Below are 18,105 nucleotides of genomic sequence, written 5' to 3'. Positions count from 1 at the left end.
TATTGGCTTAAAGATTCCGAGAGATTATAACAGAAAATAGGAGGACACTGCTATATGATACGCTACTTAAAACAATACAAACTTCTGCTGTTTCTTACCGTATTATTTACTGCTATTAGTTCTTTGTCCTATGTGTTTATCGCTATCTTGTTGCAACAGGTTATGGACATTGTAGATATGGGCAATATGGAGGGATTTATCAGAATACTGCTCTTTTCTTTCGTCTACTTTGCGCTAATGGGAGTATTTATGTACTTGCAATCTTTGTTTAGCAAAAAATTTGTCTGCAAGATTATGAAAGCTGTCCGTTCTAAAACCTTTATGGGAATTGAGAAACACACGATTGAGGACTACTCTAAAAACCATACCGCAGATTACTTATCTGCAATTACGAATGATGTAAAAATGATTGAGGACAATTTTTTACTTCCTCTCCTGCAAGTCATTCAATACACTATTATTTTCATAGCGTCCCTTGCTGTAATGATTTACTTCGACATTATCGTTACGGTATGCGTAATTATTGCAATCGCTATTATGCTTATTGTACCCAGTCTGTTTGGAGGATTGCTCTCCAAACGGCAGGATAAATATTCTGATATGCTATCCTCTTTTACAAACCATGTAAAAGACCTGTTATCCGGCTTTGAAATTATCAAGTCGTACCGAATGAAAAAATATGTCCTCTCACGATTTGAAGCAAGTAATGAGGACACGATAAAAGCAAAATATTCAGTTGACAAAGCGATTGCTGCCAATGAAGCGGTTTCTATGGTTCTTGCGCTTCTCGTTCAGGTTGTTGTTGTTTTTCTTTCGGCATATTTCATTATTATCGGGCGTATCAGCGCAGGGGCCTTATTAGGTATGGTGCAGGTTAGCAGCAATCTTGCAAATCCGCTTTTAATTATTTTTAGCAATATTCCTAAAATTAAAAGTATAAAGCCGATTGCACAAAAGCTAAATGAATTTTCAGATTATAGGGAGCAAGACACAGATACAAAAAAATCCCCTACTTTCAATGAGACGATTTGTATAGAAGATTTGCATTTTTCTTATGATAAAGAAATTGAAGTCATAAACGGTATTTCATTATCCATTGAAAAAGGAAAAAAATATGCCTTTGTTGGTAAAAGCGGCTGCGGAAAATCTACACTTATCAAGCTGATTGCCGGATATTATTCTGATTTCAAAGGTGATGTTCTGTATGATGAAGATAGTCTTTCCATTGTGGATATTGATAAAATAACCGCCCTGTCGTCGGTCATTCATCAAAATGTCTATATGTTTGACGAAAGCATTTTAGACAATATTTGCCTACATGAAGATTATGACAAAGAAGAATTACAATCTGCACTGTCTGATAGTGGCTTATTGCATTTCGTTGAGCAAGTACCAAACGGACTTGAATATCATGTTGGGGAAAATGGTAATAACCTTTCCGGTGGTCAAAAACAGCGAATTGCCGTAGCAAGGGCTTTAATTCGTAAAAAGCCGCTGTTAATTTTAGACGAGGGTACGTCTGCTATTGATATGCAAACTGCGTATGATATTGAAAGCAGATTGTTAGCAATATCTGATTTAACGCTACTCACTATTACCCACAATATGAGCAAAGATATTCTTGAACTCTATGATGAAATTATCTTTATGGCAGACGGAAAAATCATTGAGCATGGCACCTTTGAAACACTTATTGCAAAAAACGCAGCATTTTATAATTTCTACCAACTGAAAAAATAGGGATTTTATTTAAGGAATTTCTTATACTCTTTGTCATATCTTTAGAAATAGAATTTTGCATAGGGCAAAAGAAAAAAGCCGTCGTACAGCAGAGGTTTTCATGCGCCTATTCTTACACGGCGGCTTTTGAGAGATCAAAGCCGCCGTTTCTTTTATCCTCTAAAGTAATATGCGGTTTTTGTTAAAGCGACGGCTAAAGGAGGTAGCCGCCATGAATCGCAAAGCGTATCAACAAAATCCGACGGTCATTGACACATTAAAAAAAGCCCGTCCACCACCGGAGGAAATTACGCTCCATAAGTATGTTCCTACTATATATAGTTGCAAATCATTGACGGATTCCATATCTTGTGCTACACTTCCCTTGTAATTGATTTTTGTGCGAATCCTTTTATGGAGCTACAGTCAGAAACACCTGTAGGCGGAATATTTCCCGCATTGCACACGCTGTTAAGTTTGTATGAATGTGCCAGCAGTATCACTATGCCCAGCAAGTGATCTACCGCTGGCTTTTTAGTTTAGAATTTAATAATCTCTTATCAGAGCAGGAATGACGCCGGTTCATAGAAATTATGGACGCCAGATATATCAGGGAAGTCATTCCTGCTTTTTTGCTGCCCAGATGCCGGGAAGGCTGAGGATAGAAATTTATATATCAGGAAGGAGGAGAACGATTGCAGAAAGTAAGATGGCTGGATCAGGACTGTAACAAATGCGGACGGCAGTTAAACAGCTGGGATGCCCGGTTATCAAAAACCCTGGCATACAAATATCCATGCTGTGAATCCTGTATTGCCGGAGAATACGGCATGTCAGCGGAGAGGCTGAGGGACCGCATGGAAGACTATTTTGGGATGCGCCCCTGCCAGGGCCTGTAAGGAGGAAGAAAATGAAAGAGAATGAGTATAAGGAATACAACGCTTTGACAAAACGGCTGCTGGCGGAAGGCTATACCGCAGACCGCCATCCGGACCATGTAAGGGTGGACGTCTCCACATGGGAGAAAAAGACCCTTGATAATTTTTATGGAGGCTTTACCTATGAACGCTGGTGGATCTATGAGCAGACCTTTAAGACTCCCTGCGGCCTGCAGTGTAAAGGCCTCCAGTGTCACAGCAACATGAGTTACATGGGTATTGAGTGGACGTTTGAAAACGATATGGCAACGATCCACTGTCCTTATGAAAAAAAGGAATGCACGCTGAAACATGAGTACCTTCAGGATCACGGCGTACTCCGGTATGATTGTGAAGTCCATATGACAGATGAAGAATACTGTTATGAAGGAAGTGTGGAGCATATCTTAAAACTCCATGATGAAGAGATACGAAGGCAGGAGGTCAGTTTCGAGCTTCAAAAGAAGGGGCGCGTCTGCCGGGAGCATACGAGGTTTAACAGGGATACGCTGGAATGGGAAATGAATTATGATCCTTATTACTGCGGATTAAGGAGGTGCGCAGGGCTGTGTCCGGTTCTGGGGCATGAGCTGGATAAAAAACGGGGGAATGTGTTTTATGATGTTAAGATCACATATCTTAGGTGCGACTTAAACGGCACACTGTTTGAGGGGCAGATGGATACCCAGATCATTAAGGGAAAAAAGCTGTTTGACCATCCGGTGAGCATGGATATCGCCAAAATATGCGCCAGACTCTGCCAGGACAGGATAAGGGACAAAATGCGGAACCACTATTTTACGGAACTGTTTTTCTCTGAATACCACGGCAGGCACTTTTCCTTTGAGATTCTGAATGTCCGTGCTGAACAGAGGGAGAGCCGGGATCTGATGCAGGACCTGGAGGATATCCGTAACGGAATCCAGATCGTACATGCCTCCGATATGGAAAAACAAAATTCAGAAAACAAAAGGGAAAGGCGGCGGCAGCTGAGGGAATCTGCAGTTAAGCGCCTGGAAAAGAAACTGATAGAGCATGGATATGAGAGCCTGGAGGAGTTCAGCGCAGACCGGCGCCATGCGGATAAATGGCTGGGCCGGGAACGGATTGCAGAGCTGGAAGAGATGCGCCTTAAAAAAGAGAAAGAGAAAAAAGAACAGCCGGTACAGCTTTCTCTGTTTGACATGGAAGCTTCCTGAGAAGAAAATCTCTCATTGTACCAGATCTGGTGCTTACGCATCCGACAATACTATATATAGTATTGACAGCTTGACTTAATCAATATCTTGTGCTAAACTGTCCTTGTAATTGATTTTTGTGCGCATCCCGTATGGGAGATATAGTCTGTTCAGGCTGTATGCGGAATATGCTCCGCATTGCACACGCTGTTAAGTTTGTATTTTGTGCCAGTAGTACCACTATGCCTTCCGGGCAGTGGTTTACTGGCCTTTTTTATGTTACGGGATGATATTCCCTTATAGAGCGGAAATGACAATGGTTCATGGAAATCCATGGACGCCAAAGATTTGGCAGTCATTTCCGCTTTTTAATTATTTCACCGCCCAAACGCCGTTTCAGGCTTTGAGGATAAAACATTTTTAGAAAGGCAGGTAAAAAGAATGAGTGCAAGAAACAAAAAAGCCAGTAAAAACTGGAAGAAACAGGCGGCAGGCTGTCCGTTTCAGGATACTGCTGCCCAGAAAGCAAATGCCCGGTATCAGAAGAACTGTACCATCATACGGACAGTAAACTTCACACACAGAGCAAGAAGGGGGGCGTAAATATGCCCGGCATGGTATTTGAAAAGGGAAGGAACAGTCCGCTGGTATTGGTGGAAACAGAAAACCTTACCCGTGAGGAATGGCTGGACTGGAGACGTAAAGGGATCGGCGGCAGTGACGCAGCAGCCATCATGGGAATATCCCCTTTCCGTACCGCAAGGGATATCTATTATGACAAGCTTGGTATCGCGGCGGTGGAGGAAAATGAGTCCAACTGGGTGGCTCTGGAAATGGGTCATCTTCTGGAAGACCTTGTGGCAAAGATATTTGGACGCAAGACAGGACTTAAGCTCTATCAGATCAAGAAGATGTTCCAGCATCCTCTTTTTCCGTTCATGCTGGCGGATGTGGATTATTTTATCACCATGCCGGACGGCACAGAGGCAATCCTGGAGATCAAGACCACCAATTATAATGCAAAAGACCTGTGGTGGAAAGACGGCCGGGAGATTGTGCCGGTCTATTATGAGGCACAGGGCAGGCATTACATGGCCGTGATGGATATAGACCGGGTATTTTTCTGCTGTCTGTATGGAAACACGGAGGATGAGGTCATCATACGGGAGATCCGCAGGGATACAGCATACGAGGAAGAAATGATATTCCTGGAACAGGAATTCTGGAACAGCTATGTGCAGAAACAGGTTCCGCCGCCTTATCTGGAGGATGGAGATGTGATCCTTGCAAGCGCCAGGCAGTATTGCGGCCGTGCAGACAAGGATGCGGAAACCATTATCCTGAAAGGCACCATGCAGTCCACGCTGATGCGTTACATGCAGCTCCAGGAGCAGAAGAAACAGTCGGATAAATTTTCCAAAAAGCTGGAGGCCGATATCCAGAGGCTGAAAGCAATCCTGGCTGCGGAGCTGGGAACGAGCTGTAAGGCTGTCTGCGATATGGGCGGGAGCCGCTATACGGTGACATACAATCCGGTCCGTAAGATGATCGTTGACAAGGACAACCTGGCACGGCTGAAACTGCAGTATCCGGAAATCTATGAACAGTTTGTAACGGTATCAGAGTTTCGGACATTCCATGTGAAAGTCAGCGCCGTGGATGCTGCCTGAAACCGGACAGGAACATACGAACGGATGATAGAAAAAAGAAAGGAAACAGGAAAATGAAAAGAAAGACACTGATACTGGGGAGCATAGGGGGAGTTCTCTTATTTCTCCTGCTGAAAGATGTATACTGGCTCATACGACTGGGCTGGTTTCTGGTACTGTCTCCCCTGCTGGGCGCTGTCCTGGCAGTGATTGTGAGCATGTTGATCTTATGGTTTTTATGGAGGTGAGAGAATGAGTTATATCGGAACTTATGACGGGAAGATCTTCCACAACCCGTCAAATAAATTCTGCATTGTCATTGTGAAGACCGCAGATACGTCCATCCCGGAAAAGGCGAGGGATAAAAGACGGTATAGGGATCACCTGATCCGTTTCACTGCTGTCGGCTATGAAATCCCCATGACGGATGCCGTGGAGCTGGAACTGGACGGTGAATGGGTAAACGGAAAATACGGCATGCAGCTTCAGGTGGAGCAGTGGCGCGAGATCGTGCCGAAGACAAAGGAGGGCGTGCTGAGTTACCTGGGTTCCGGTCTGATCAAAGGCATCGGGGAAAAGACCGCTGCGGAGATCGTGGCAAAGTTCGGCACAGGCACGCTGGACATACTGGAAAAGCATCCGGAACGGCTTCTGGAGGTCCGGGGGATTACGGAAAACAAGCTGGAGGATATCCGGACTTCTTTTGCGGAGAGCCGGATGCTGCGCGACATCATGACACTTCTTGCGCCCTTTAAGCTGACACCAAAGACGGCATTGAAGATCTACCAGCATTTTGGGCCGGCCTGTATGGATCTTTTGAAAAAAAGTCCCTTCGAGCTGTGCCGGATACCAGGCTTTGGGTTCCGGCGGGTGGATGCCATTGTAAGGAAGACGGATAACCGTCCCCGTGATCCCATGCGGATAGGGGGTGCGCTTCACTGTACGCTGGACGAAGCGAAGGGAAAGCAGGGGCATCTGTTCCTGGAAAGAGAAACTTTGTGCAAGGCGGCCTTTAAGCTGCTGAACGAAAAGATTCCCCTGCCGGAAATGCGTGTGCGGCCGGAGGAAGTGGAAAAGGAACTGGACGGCATGATTTTAAACGGCTCTGTGGTATCCATGAGAGACAATATCTACCATCCTGCCGTATTTGCACAGGAGGACGAGACTGCCAGCCGGATTGCAAGGCTGCTGGCGGAGGAAAGGCCGCCGATGAAAGATATTTCTGCTGTCATTGAAACTGTCAGGACAGAACTGGGGCTTCGGACATCCGGAAAACAGGAATCCGCAGTCAGGACGGCTTTTCTCTACAACCTGTCCATCATCACCGGTTCTCCGGGTACAGGAAAGACAACCGTGCTGAAGATTATTTTAGAGGTTTACCGAAGGCTCTGGCCGGATAATAAGATCGTCCTTATGGCGCCTACGGGCCGTGCGAGCCGGAGGATGGCGGAAAGCACCGGGTTTGAGGGGGCATGCACCCTTCACAGCGGGCTTGGCCTTGTCAGCGAAGAGGATGAGGGCAGCCGCAATAGAAAAAAAGACGGCCTGGATGCGGACATGGTGATCGTGGATGAGTTTTCCATGGTGGATATGTGGCTGGCAGGGAAATTCTTTCCCGCATTGAAAAAAGGGGCGAAGATCATTTTAGTCGGAGACCCGGACCAGCTGCCCAGCGTAGGAGCGGGAAACGTATTCAAGGAATTGATCCAGTGCGGCCTTGTGCCGGTTACAGTGCTGGATGAAATTTTCCGTCAGGCAAAGGACAGCCTGATTGCTCACAACGCACGGTTTATCCATGACGGCAATACCAGGCTGTATTACGGAAATGATTTTCAGTTTCTGCTCTGTGACAGTCAGGAAGATGCGGCAGCGGCTATCATCGAGAGGTACTGCCAGGAAATTGAGAGCAACGGGATTGAGCATGTGCAGATCCTTTCTCCCTTCCGGACAGAAGGGGCGGCGTCTTCAGACCACCTGAATGCTGCCATCCGGGAGATCGTGAATCCATTCCAGTCAACAGAGGATGAGGTGCGTATCGGCCCGAAGACATTCCGTGTCGGCGACCGTATCATGCAGACGAAGAATACTGACAAGGTATCCAACGGAGACCTGGGTTTCATCCGATATATAGATGATACGCCGGACGGGAAACGGATTGGCCTGGAATTCGGAGAGAACCGCAGCCTGGAATACAGCACGGAGGATCTGGTGAATCTGGATCTTGCATATGCGACCACCATCCATAAGGCCATGGGTTCCGAATATGATATCGTACTGATGCCTATACTGAAGGCACACTATATCATGCTCTATCGGAATCTTCTGTATACCGGAATCACCCGTGCCAGGAAAAAGGTAGTGCTGGCAGGAGAAAAGAGCGTGCTGTTTATGGCCATACACAAGAATGAGATCAGCAAAAGGAACACCCTTCTGGGAGAACGCATCCGCCTGTATTACAAGGCTTATGCAAAAAGCGCCGGGATAATTGTGCCGGAGTTCCTGGAAGAAAAACTGAAAGCAGCAGGTTAAAAATGGGATATGGTGCAGAAAATGCACAGGGTATCCCTTATTTATTTGATGAAGGGAGTTTTCAAGATGAATAAGAACGAACACACAGCAACAATGTATGAAAGTATTCCCGCAGTGGCAGAGCTGAACAAGGTGCCGGGCTTTAACCCGCTGAAGCTGCTCCGCCGTGTCATTTCCCCGGATAACGGGGAGACGGTTCTGCAGCTGGACCTTCCCTATAAGAAGTTATGGTTCCGGCTGGCGAACCCGAAAGGGCGTATCCGGCTCAATGCCCTCCGTATCACGGAGCAGATGGCAATTTACGAGGCACAGGTTTTCCTGGAGCGTACAGACGAGAACCCCATAGGCAGCTTTACTTCCAGTTGTACAAAGGAAGAAGCGCCGGGAGGGCATTATATTCAGGCAGCACAGCAGGCGGCTATGGACGAGGCACTGTCAGATGCAGGCTTTGGCATCCAGTTTGCCGACGTCAACATGGGGGCGAAAGGGAGCCGTTATGGGAGCAGGATTCCCTTAAATGGGACCGCCCAGGGACATCCTTTGGCAGCTCCGGCCGGCATGCAGAAGGCATCTGGTGAGGCAGAACAGTCAGCGGGAACGCCTGCCGGAGGTGTGGTCAGGCCATTCCCGACAGCCACGGATGAAAAAGAATTGCAAAAGCCGGCGCAGGAATCCGGACTGCCTGTTTCAGGCGGTCAGATAGCTGTAAATACCAAAACAGAGGAAAAGAAATCTGTGGAAAGCAGTCTGCCGCTGCTTGGAACAGGGCAGAAAGCGGAAAAACAGATTCCTGTAACATCTGCTGAGAATGCCAAAACTCATGAAACCATGGAAAATGTGCAGACAGATAAGGTTCAGGCGCAGACTGCAGACAGCAGCCTTCCAGTGAAATCCCAGGCGGATGTCCGGGAGAACGTACAGGCTGTGAGGGAAGCGGAATCACTTCCCATACAGACAGGCACAGAAGTTCTTAAAACGGAAAATATGGGTAACACTCTTCCCGTTTCCGGAAGAAAGAATACGGAAGAAGACACGCAGAAAGCAGTGCAGGGAATGATGGCACTGTTAGGCGGGCAAAATCTTCCTTCCAGTGAAACAGACCAGGTCAAAGACCAGGCATCAGAAGTACAGAATCTGCCGGCTGCCGGAGATCCGGCACCAGAGATTCCCCAACTGCCTGTTGCCGGAGCATCGGTACAGGAGAAAACAACGGCCAGATATACCCCTGATATGCCTGTGGAGGAGATCGTCAAGCTGATGACCTTTGAAGAGGCAGGGCAGGTGGTCGTGGATACGGGCGTCTGCAAGGGCCAGACTATTGCGGAAGTAGCAGAGAGGCGTCCTCCCAGTCTGAAATTTTATCTGTACGGCGGCTACAAAGGGGATAACAATATTCTCCGGGCGGCGGCACAGATCATGCTGGATTCCCTGGCAGTAAAGAAAGCCGGGTAATGGCGGTACATGGATAACCACAGAAGGGACAGTGAAAGACACTACAGGGAAGGAGGGCACAGACAATGGCCTCGTTTTCAGAAGATTTCCCGTTCGGGATCATGGATGTGGTGGAACTTCTGCATCTGCATATCCGGCGCAGGCAGACGGACAGCGTTTACACAGACTGTCCGTTCTGCGGCGACCGGAGAGGAAAGATGAATGTCAATTTTGTAAAGAATGTGTGGCGGTGCAACTACTGCGGTGAACACGGCGGGATGCTGAACCTGTATGCAAGGGTCAACAATACTACCAATTCCGAAGCCTACCGGGAAATCTGTGATGCCCTCCAGGCAGGGGATACTTCCTGGGGATATGGCGGTTCAGAGAATACGGACGCTTATACAGGGGGGCCGGTAAAGGAATCCCTTACAGGCGGACAGACAGCTATGGGAATCACTCAGTCGGAACGTGCCAGCCTGCAGGAGATACACCAGACTTACTCCCTGCTGCTTGAAATGCTGTCCCTGAACCCTGCACACCGGGCGCATCTGCGCTCGGAGAAGCGGGGGCTTAGTGACGGGCAGATAGACAGCCTGGGATTTAAGAGTACCCCGCCCTATTTCTTATGCCGTTCTCTGACGGAAAGGCTGATAAAACAGGGCTGCAAAGTGGAAGGTGTTCCGGGGTTCTATCTCCATGAAGGCGGATACTGGACACTGAGATTCAGCAGCCGCACGGCAGGAATCCTGATACCGGCTGTCGGTGTTGACGGGCTGATCCGGGGAATGCAGATTCTTTTAGATAAACCTTTTAAGGACAAGGATGACCCACCGGAAAAAGCCGGAACGAAATATATCTGGTTCTCTTCCGCGGGAAAGAACATGGGAACCACTTCCGGCAGTCCGGTACATTTTATTGGAAACCCTTTTGCACGGACCATTTATGTCACAGAAGGGATTCTGAAAGCAGATATTGCCCACTGCCTGCTGAACCGCTCCTTTGTGGCGATTGCCGGAGCAAACAATGTGCAGCAGCTTGGCCCCCTATTTGCCCTCCTGGCACAGAATGGAACCGAGCTGATCATTGAAGCCCATGACATGGACAAATACAGCAATGAAATGATTGCAAAAGGAAGTTCCAAAATTTATCTGCTTGCAAGACAGTATGGAATGGAGTGCCGGCGGCTGACCTGGAATCCCAATTACAAAGGGATTGATGACTGGCAGCTGGCGCTCAGAAAGGAAAAACAACAGAAAGAAGGTGAAAAGAAGAATTTACCGGAGGAGCATGCGGTTTTCTGTCCGGAAGAAAAAGGGTCTGTAGAAAAGTCTGCGGATTCTCCCGGAAAGAAGTGCAGGTTCCGTATTTACCAGCTTGTCTTTGAAGAGGGGCGGGAGACGATCCCCTTTGCCTTTAAAGGGATTCGGGATCTGCATAAAGCCGGATACGGCCAGCCTCCTGCTTCCGATTATCAGCTGGTATGTGAGTCAGAACTTCTCTTTCCTGAGCATTGGGAAGAGAAAAAAATCCTGGAACAGATTCTGGATCACTATGGGAATCATATACCGGAAGGTTACCAGGGACGTCCTCTTGCATCCTCGGATGTGGTGGAATTAGATGATGAGACCGGCCGCCACTATTTTTATGTGGATGGCAGAATATTTGAACCTGTCCGTTTCTCTCCCTTTCTTGCAAAGCCAATGAAAGGGTAAGAAATGGGCGGCAGGTATGGCATGGAATGGGAACAGCCCGCTCCATGCCGTTTTTATGAAAGGAGATTTTTATGGATACTTTTACAAATATGGGCATGGAAATGAATATAGGAGACAATCCGTTTGAGGAAGACGGATTATTCGGAAGTACTGCGGAAAGAACAGAGGAAGGCGCACTGGACGGATTTCTTCCGGTAACAGCTTCGGTTTCGGGCAATCCCTTTGAGAGCGGAGCGGAACAGGCCAGTCATTTGCCAGTCCAGGGAGCAGCTGCAGAGACTGTAGTACAGGCGGAGACGGAAGAAGAAAATACCTGCCCTGAAGAAGATGCAGGAGAAAAAGAGGAGCAGGAAGAAAAAGAAACTGGCTCTACGGATTCCAATATGGAGGAAGAATCGGAAGATAAAAAACGTGCGGAACATGAGGCGGCAGAGGCCAGGCGCAAAGCAGAATGGGAGGCAAAAGAACAGGAAAAACAGGCGAAAAGGCAGGCACAGCTTGACCGAATCAAGGCTATGAACGATGAGGAGCTGACTGCTGAATCCATGAAGAGGGTTAGCACTGATACAGAGAAGCTGACACGCCGCAATATGAAGGAATGCGTTTCTGAGTATATCCAGACCGCATGCCTGGAAGATGTGGCATTTGCCAAACAGGTCATGCTTCCCCAGAAGAATATGGTTCGCTGTTTCCAATATATCAACCGGAAAGCTTATGAATATATCCAGGATGAGATAAAAGCATCCGGGATACAGCCGGGGCGGGATACGCCCTGTTATTCCAGCGATATTCCGGATGACATTTGTTATCACTGGGCCGAAGAATATTTCCGTACCATGGACGTGAAGGAGGATAAAGAGGACGAGGAAGAATTTGTTCCACGGCCTTATGCAGGGAAGACGGCAGCCGGCTCCAAAGGAAAGAAAACGGTAACAAAAAAAGCTGCGGCTAAAAAACCGGCAGAGAAGAAAACGGAGAAAAAGGAATCTGAAGATAACGGGCAGATATCCTTTATGGAACAGCTTTCTCTTGAAGGTATGCTGACGCCGGAAAAAAAGGCAGGATGAATATAGTTTCATGGAGGTGAAAAAGATGATAGCATATAAAGGCTTTAAACCCGGCCTTATCTGCCTGGGGTATCAATTTGTTATGGGCCTTAACAAAACGGAAAAAGCAAACTGCCGTAAAAATGGTTTTCATTGTGCAGAAAATCCTCTGGATTGTCTTACTTATTATTCCAATATGAATCAGGCAGAATACTATATCGTAAATGCCGGAGGAGATATGGATGAGGATGGGGATGATACCAAAATCTCCTGTACAGAGTTGACGATACTGAAAAAGCTGACAAAAGAGGATTTCTTTCTTCACAGTCTCGCTTTTATGGCAGACCATCCGCTGCGGGAATGGAGCTGCCATGTATCAAGGGATAAAGCAGAGGCATCCGCCGGATATGCCGTGGTGAGAGGAATCGCCCCGGTAGCCAGCGGTAAAAAAGGAGACATCCTTGCTTTTGCTAAGGAAGATCCGGTGAATGGGCATATTATTCAGATTGCGCTGGCGCAGGTAGACGGCAAAAAAGTTCTGCCGGATACATGGTACGGCACAGATCTGACAGAGAGGCAGGTGGCTTTGATATGAGAAAAAAGGAATTGTTAAAATTGCGGACACTGAATGCCACATCAAAAATGATGCAGATGGCAGATTTGGATTTACCGCAGCGCACAGTGCAGCGCTATTGGAACGGTGAGCGTGTTCATATATCCTACCAATGCGGGCTGTATATGCGTTGTCAGGTCTTAAATAGCTTCATGAAAGTGGCTTTTTTCCTTACGGAACACATGAGAACGGGAGGAAGAATGCCAGTTTATGAATTGTATATTGACAAAGAAAAAGGAGAATTTCTCACGTATGACCGGATTGCACAAAAATGGCTTACGGCCAAACTTGATATGATTCCCTGGCCAGGGTATGTATATTATTCTGAGAAAAAATGGATCAGTCCACAAGGATATGAACTGATTAAAAAGTATCTCGGTGTTGAGCATGGCGGCTATCAGGGGCTGTTGGAGTATCAGTTGAAGGTTCGTGCAGACGAGTTGAAGCGGCGCCATAAAAGAGAAACTGATCCATGGGATCTTGACCTGGAACAGACGCCGGAGCTGCCAAAAGACTGGGAACGCTGGGTAAACAAGGTTGGGATTACAGAAAATTATATGTTCTATCAGTACAGCAGGAAAGGAGCAAAAACCGGATATTGTACATTTTGTGAAAAAGAGGTGGATATAAAAAATCCACGTCATAATAAAATCGGGCACTGTCCACGGTGCCGTCACAAGGTTATATACAAATCTATTGGAAAGGCCGGCACAGTTATGACGGAATATCATCCTATGTATCTGATGCAGAGATGTGAGGATGGATTCATGCTTCGGGAATTTAGAGGATATAGAAAATATCGGAAAGGAGAGTATGAAAATCCGGAATGCAGCAGCTGGGAAGTGCGAAGAGCTCTTTATGACCATAATGCAGAGCCACGGAATGCCTATTACTGGGGAGATTATAAACATTCGGAAACCAGGTGGATCTGTACTGATTTCTGTAGTCCAAACTGGTATGGAAATGGGAATGGGCGGGTATATGGAAAAACCCTTCCTTCACTTGGAAAAAAAGAGTTACGCTGTACGGGAATCATAGAAGCCCTTCAGGACAATAAGAACATGGACCCGGAAAAATATTTTGCAGTATTTGACAGGATACCTCAGCTGGAACAGCTGGCAAAGGCTCATCTGCCTGCTTTGGTATCGGAATGTATGGGTAATTACTATCATTTTAAAGAAGCATTTAAGAATCCAAGATCCAAAAGCCTGTTGAAGCTTTTGGGAATAGATTCCCAGCAGTTAAAGCGGCTTAGGGAAAACAGGGGCAGACGTCAGTTTTTGACATGGCTTCAATATGAGAAGGTTACCGGAAAATGTCTGCCGGATGAGGTGGTTTCCTGGTTCTGCAAAGAAAAAATTGTACCGGATAAACTGCGGTTTATAACAGATAGGATGAGCATTGTGCAGATCTATAATTACATAAGGCGTCAGATGTGTGAAAACCGTATGAAAAGTGATCAGGTACTTACTACATGGGCCGATTATCTTTCTATGGCCTGTCGCCTGAAAATGGATACCAATGACGCGATCATCTATCGTGTACGGAGACTGCGCCAGCGGCATGATGAACTTGTAAAGCTCTGCGGACAGAAGGAGCTTGCAATCAGGGCTGGAGAAATTCTGGAAAAATATCCGCATATTGAGGACATTTATCAGGAAGTCAGAGCAATCTATGGGTATGCAGGAGAAGATTATACGGTTATCGTTCCTTCCCGGATTGAAGAAATCATGAATGAAGGAGAAAAACTCCATCATTGTGTGGGGAGCAGTGACCGGTATTGGGAACGCATTGAAAGAAATGAAAGCTATGTGCTGTTTCTTCGCAGGACATCTGATCTGGACACTTCATATTATACGCTGGAGATTGAACCGGATGGAACTGTAAGGCAGAAACGGACTATGTATGACAGACAAAAGGAGGATATCAAAGACGCAGAAAAATTCCTGCAGGAGTGGCAGAAGGTAATTTCCAAAAGAATCACCTCCAAAGAAAGAGGGCTTGCAGAAAAAAGCCGTATCCTGCGGAATCAGGAATTTACACAAATGCGGGAAAATCAGATTGTTATCAATACAGGTGACCTTAGAGGCCAGCTTTTAGTTGACGTATTGATGGCAGATTTGATGGAGAACAAAGAGGAACTTGCGGAAACTGTTTTACCGGCGGCCGCATAATAAATACTGGCAGGATGTCTTATCGGCATCCTGTCTTTTTTACAAGGAGGACTATATGATCAAAAATTTAAGCCAGTTAAAAAAGTCTTTAAAGAAGGGAACCAATATTGAGATCATTTCTCATTGCCGCACGGAATATGCCGGGCAGAAACGCAGAATCACCAAGTCCAATACCCAGGGATTCTACAGCATCGTACCGGATGAGCCGGATAATGAAGTGACGCTTGCCAACGATGGGAAAGGAAATGTTCTCTGGTGGAAGAAAGCATCCTTTTGGGAGTTTGAAAATGATATCTGCAGTGTGTACTGCAGCGACAACGAGCATACGAAGCAATATCTGATCATGTCATTCCGCATTATAGAGGAGGTGGCTTAAATGGCACAGAATGCATGGGAAAAAGTGCAGGCACTGACCGCACAGCTGAACCGGTACAGAGACGAATATTATAACGGCAATGCCCCGTCTGTTTCGGATGCCGTCTATGACAGGATGTGTGACGAGCTGGCAGTGCTGGAGATGGAGACGGGAATCTGGATGACGGATTCCCCCACCCGGACAGTGGGATTTGAAGCAGTCAGCGAGCTGGAAAAGACGAACCATCCCATTTCCCTGTTATCACTGGAAAAGACCAAGAGCGTAGAAGAACTGGTTTCCTTTGTGGGTGAGCATCAGATTCTTCTGATGCTGAAGCTGGACGGGCTGACCGTCAAGCTGACTTATGAGGATGGAAAACTGGCCCAGGCGGCTACCCGCGGCGACGGAGATACCGGTGAGGTGGTCACCCACAATGTCCGTGGTATTTCCGGGATACCCCAGAGTATTCCTTATCGGGAGAGACTGGTAGTGAGCGGGGAGGCTTTCATCCGCCCCGGTGATTTTCATCGTCTGAGAGAAACCCTGACAGACAGCAGTGGAGAACGCTATAAGAACGGAAGGAACCTGGCCGCTGGTTCTGTGCGCCTTTTAGACAGTGCGGTCTGCCGGGAAAGAAAAGTGATGTATATGCCTTTTGCTGTAGTGGAGGGATTCCCTGAACTGGAGTTAAAGTCCCAGAAACTGCGAAAACTTCCGGAACTGGGATTTCAGGTCTGCAAATTTGTCATAAGCAGGCGGAGCCTTACTTGTCAGGAGATGGAGGATGGCATCGGGAAACTGCGGCAGTTTGCCAGTGATAATGATATCCCCATTGACGGAATCGTGGCATCTTATAATGATATTGGTTTTTCCATGTCCTGTGGAAGGACAGGCCACCACTACAAAGACGGTTTGGCCTTTAAGTTTGAGGATGAGCTCCATGAGACAAAGCTGCTCGCAGTTGAATGGAACCCTTCCCGTTCCGGGGAGATCTCTCCGGTGGCAGTTTTCCAGCCAGTACAGATTGACGGCTGTGAGGTATCCAGGGCCAGCCTGCATAACATGTCTTTTATTGAGGGCATGGAACTAAAACTTGGCTGCCGGATACTGGTCAGCAAGCGGAATATGATCATCCCCCATGTGGAAGAAAATCTGGATCGTGGTGATTTTTCTCTGGCAGAGGTAATACCTGATAAATGCCCCTGCTGCGGGGAACCAACCCGTGTCCATGAAAGTCGTTCCATAGAGGATGGAAAAGAAAAGATCACAAAGACACTGTTTTGTGACAATCTGAATTGTGAAACCAGACGGCTGCGTCAGTTCGTTCATTTTGCAGGCCAGAAGGCTATGAATATTGAAGGGCTGTCTGAAGCGACACTGGAAAAATTCATAGGCAGAGGCTGGATTCATACCTATATGGATATTTATGAACTGGACAGGCACAGGAATGAGATCATTCAGATGGAAGGCTTTGGAGAGAAATCCTGGCAGCGGCTCTGGGATGCGATTCAGGGCAGCAGGAACACGACTTTTGAGCGTTATCTGATTGCTATGGATATTCCAATGGTGGGGAACACAGCCAGCCGCACGCTTTGCAGACAGTTTCATGGGAGCCTGGAGGAATTCGAGGATGCAGTGCATCATCAGTATGATTTTACACAGCTTCCGGATTTCGGAGATACTCTGCACAACAATATCCATGAATGGTTTTATGATGAAGAGAATCTTTATGTATGGGAGGTATTACAGAAAATGTTAAATATCGAGATCAACTCACCAGAGGACAGCATGGTTTCCGTATCGGAGAATCCTTTTGTAGGAATGACGATTGTAGTGACCGGAAAGGTGGAGCCTTATACCCGAAGTGGTATCAACGCGAAAATTGAATCTCTGGGTGCCCGTGCAGGAAGTTCGGTGAGCAGTAAAACAGATTATCTGGTCTGTGGAGAAAAAGCCGGCAGCAAGCTGGCAAAGGCCAGGGAACTGGGAATAAAAGTCCTGACACCGGAACAGTTTTTCCATATGGCCGGCGAATAGGCAAGGGTCTAAAACAATAGGATTTTATGTATGGGAGAGAGCTTGTAGAGTTCTCTCCTGTCTTTAAAGGAGGAAATCAAATGAGCAAGAGAACCATGATAAAATTGTCGGCATCTGAGGATTATATTTATCTGAGGACATTATCAGAGGAATATCGTTCCCCACAGGGATTTACGATTACAGATAAAGAATTAGCGGAGATGGAGGAAAAGGGGTATAAGGTTATATCAGATATCCATTCTTTTGCAAGACTGTCTCTGCGGAAAACAATGGACGAAACCGATATTCTGGTCATAAACTTTACCTGGCTGAGTGATGCAGGCGGAGGAAAGGTTTCTGGAAGAGAGGAAACGGTTCTGCTCTCCTATGAGAAGTTTCAGGAGTATGTCCGGGAAAGCAGGAAAAATAACGGAGAGCAGAAAAGGATTTTGTCTTTGGATGAAAAGCCCAGACCGAGGATTGAATTCCAGAGCAGACGGAATCTGAAGGCGGTCACAGGGGAAAAACTTCTTCGGAAAAAGCTGGGGAAGGCTCTCTGGAGACATTTTGCATGGAAAGGGAGCAGGCAGATTACAATATACGATGATTTCGAGCCATACAGCTTTTTCTTTCGGGAACAGACGCCATACGGAACCGGAATCTGCGGAGGAATCATTCTTCATGGGCGGGAAAATATGGAGAAAGCGTATTATGGGATACATACCTGACCAGAACAGGCAGGACAGGTTTTACAGGACAGAAT

Annotated in this window: 15 protein-coding genes; all 15 read left to right on the top strand. The window is 46.9% G+C overall.

Going from position 1 to position 18,105, the window contains the following annotated elements; translation table 11 throughout:
• Window positions 1-54 precede the first annotated feature (54 nt).
• The 15 genes from NFS35_RS24185 to NFS35_RS24115 all read left to right on the top strand — a co-directional run bounded on the left by NFS35_RS24185 (window position 55) and on the right by NFS35_RS24115 (window position 18,070).
• Entirely contained in the window at window positions 55-1,740 is a 1,686-nt protein-coding gene (locus tag NFS35_RS24185; protein ID WP_251209622.1) for an ABC transporter ATP-binding protein, read from the top strand.
• Window positions 1,741-2,414: 674 nt separating this feature from the next.
• On the top strand, window positions 2,415-2,618 hold the full coding sequence (locus NFS35_RS24180; protein ID WP_251209621.1) for a hypothetical protein: 204 nt from the start codon (window positions 2,415-2,417) through the stop codon (window positions 2,616-2,618).
• Window positions 2,619-2,629: 11 nt separating this feature from the next.
• Complete coding sequence (locus NFS35_RS24175) at window positions 2,630-3,835, top strand: hypothetical protein (protein WP_251209620.1); 1,206 nt, start codon at window positions 2,630-2,632, stop codon at window positions 3,833-3,835.
• A gap of 584 nt (window positions 3,836-4,419) precedes the next feature.
• Window positions 4,420-5,484, top strand: coding sequence for a YqaJ viral recombinase family nuclease (locus NFS35_RS24170; protein ID WP_251209619.1), 1,065 nt, complete (start codon window positions 4,420-4,422; stop codon window positions 5,482-5,484).
• Between the two features lie 53 nt (window positions 5,485-5,537).
• Window positions 5,538-5,711: a hypothetical protein gene (locus tag NFS35_RS24165; RefSeq protein WP_251209618.1), complete on the top strand. Its 174-nt coding sequence runs from the start codon at window positions 5,538-5,540 to the stop codon at window positions 5,709-5,711.
• A gap of 4 nt (window positions 5,712-5,715) precedes the next feature.
• A complete protein-coding gene (gene recD2 / locus NFS35_RS24160) occupies window positions 5,716-7,992 on the top strand; it encodes an SF1B family DNA helicase RecD2 (protein ID WP_251209617.1) in 2,277 nt (758 codons plus the stop codon).
• A gap of 66 nt (window positions 7,993-8,058) precedes the next feature.
• A complete protein-coding gene (locus NFS35_RS24155; protein WP_251209616.1) occupies window positions 8,059-9,444 on the top strand; it encodes a hypothetical protein in 1,386 nt (461 codons plus the stop codon).
• A gap of 65 nt (window positions 9,445-9,509) precedes the next feature.
• A complete protein-coding gene (locus tag NFS35_RS24150) occupies window positions 9,510-11,138 on the top strand; it encodes a YodL domain-containing protein (protein WP_251209615.1) in 1,629 nt (542 codons plus the stop codon).
• Between the two features lie 71 nt (window positions 11,139-11,209).
• The gene (locus tag NFS35_RS24145) at window positions 11,210-12,205 is read left to right on the top strand and encodes a Cas9 inhibitor AcrIIA9 family protein (protein WP_251209614.1); all 996 of its coding nucleotides are present in this window, start codon (window positions 11,210-11,212) and stop codon (window positions 12,203-12,205) included.
• Between the two features lie 25 nt (window positions 12,206-12,230).
• Entirely contained in the window at window positions 12,231-12,779 is a 549-nt protein-coding gene (locus tag NFS35_RS24140) for a DUF7666 domain-containing protein (RefSeq protein WP_251209613.1), read from the top strand.
• A 777-nt stretch (window positions 12,780-13,556) separates the two neighbouring features.
• Window positions 13,557-13,835, top strand: a complete 279-nt coding sequence (locus NFS35_RS24135; RefSeq protein ID WP_251209612.1) for a hypothetical protein — start codon at window positions 13,557-13,559, stop codon at window positions 13,833-13,835.
• Between the two features lie 23 nt (window positions 13,836-13,858).
• The gene (locus tag NFS35_RS24130) at window positions 13,859-14,971 is read left to right on the top strand and encodes a PcfJ domain-containing protein (protein ID WP_251209611.1); all 1,113 of its coding nucleotides are present in this window, start codon (window positions 13,859-13,861) and stop codon (window positions 14,969-14,971) included.
• A 55-nt stretch (window positions 14,972-15,026) separates the two neighbouring features.
• Window positions 15,027-15,347 carry a hypothetical protein gene (locus NFS35_RS24125; protein WP_251209610.1) on the top strand — a complete coding sequence of 107 codons (321 nt, stop codon included), beginning with the start codon at window positions 15,027-15,029 and terminating at the stop codon, window positions 15,345-15,347.
• Window positions 15,348-17,363: an NAD-dependent DNA ligase LigA gene (ligA, locus tag NFS35_RS24120; RefSeq protein ID WP_251209609.1), complete on the top strand. Its 2,016-nt coding sequence runs from the start codon at window positions 15,348-15,350 to the stop codon at window positions 17,361-17,363. It begins immediately after the preceding gene.
• An 80-nt stretch (window positions 17,364-17,443) separates the two neighbouring features.
• On the top strand, window positions 17,444-18,070 hold the full coding sequence (locus NFS35_RS24115; protein ID WP_251209608.1) for a DUF4120 family protein: 627 nt from the start codon (window positions 17,444-17,446) through the stop codon (window positions 18,068-18,070).
• Window positions 18,071-18,105: the final 35 nt, after the last annotated feature.

Source organism: Acetatifactor aquisgranensis (assembly GCF_943193215.1).
In the GTDB taxonomy this organism is placed as follows: domain Bacteria; phylum Bacillota; class Clostridia; order Lachnospirales; family Lachnospiraceae; genus Acetatifactor; species Acetatifactor aquisgranensis.
This window is presented reverse-complemented; position numbering and strand designations above follow the sequence as displayed.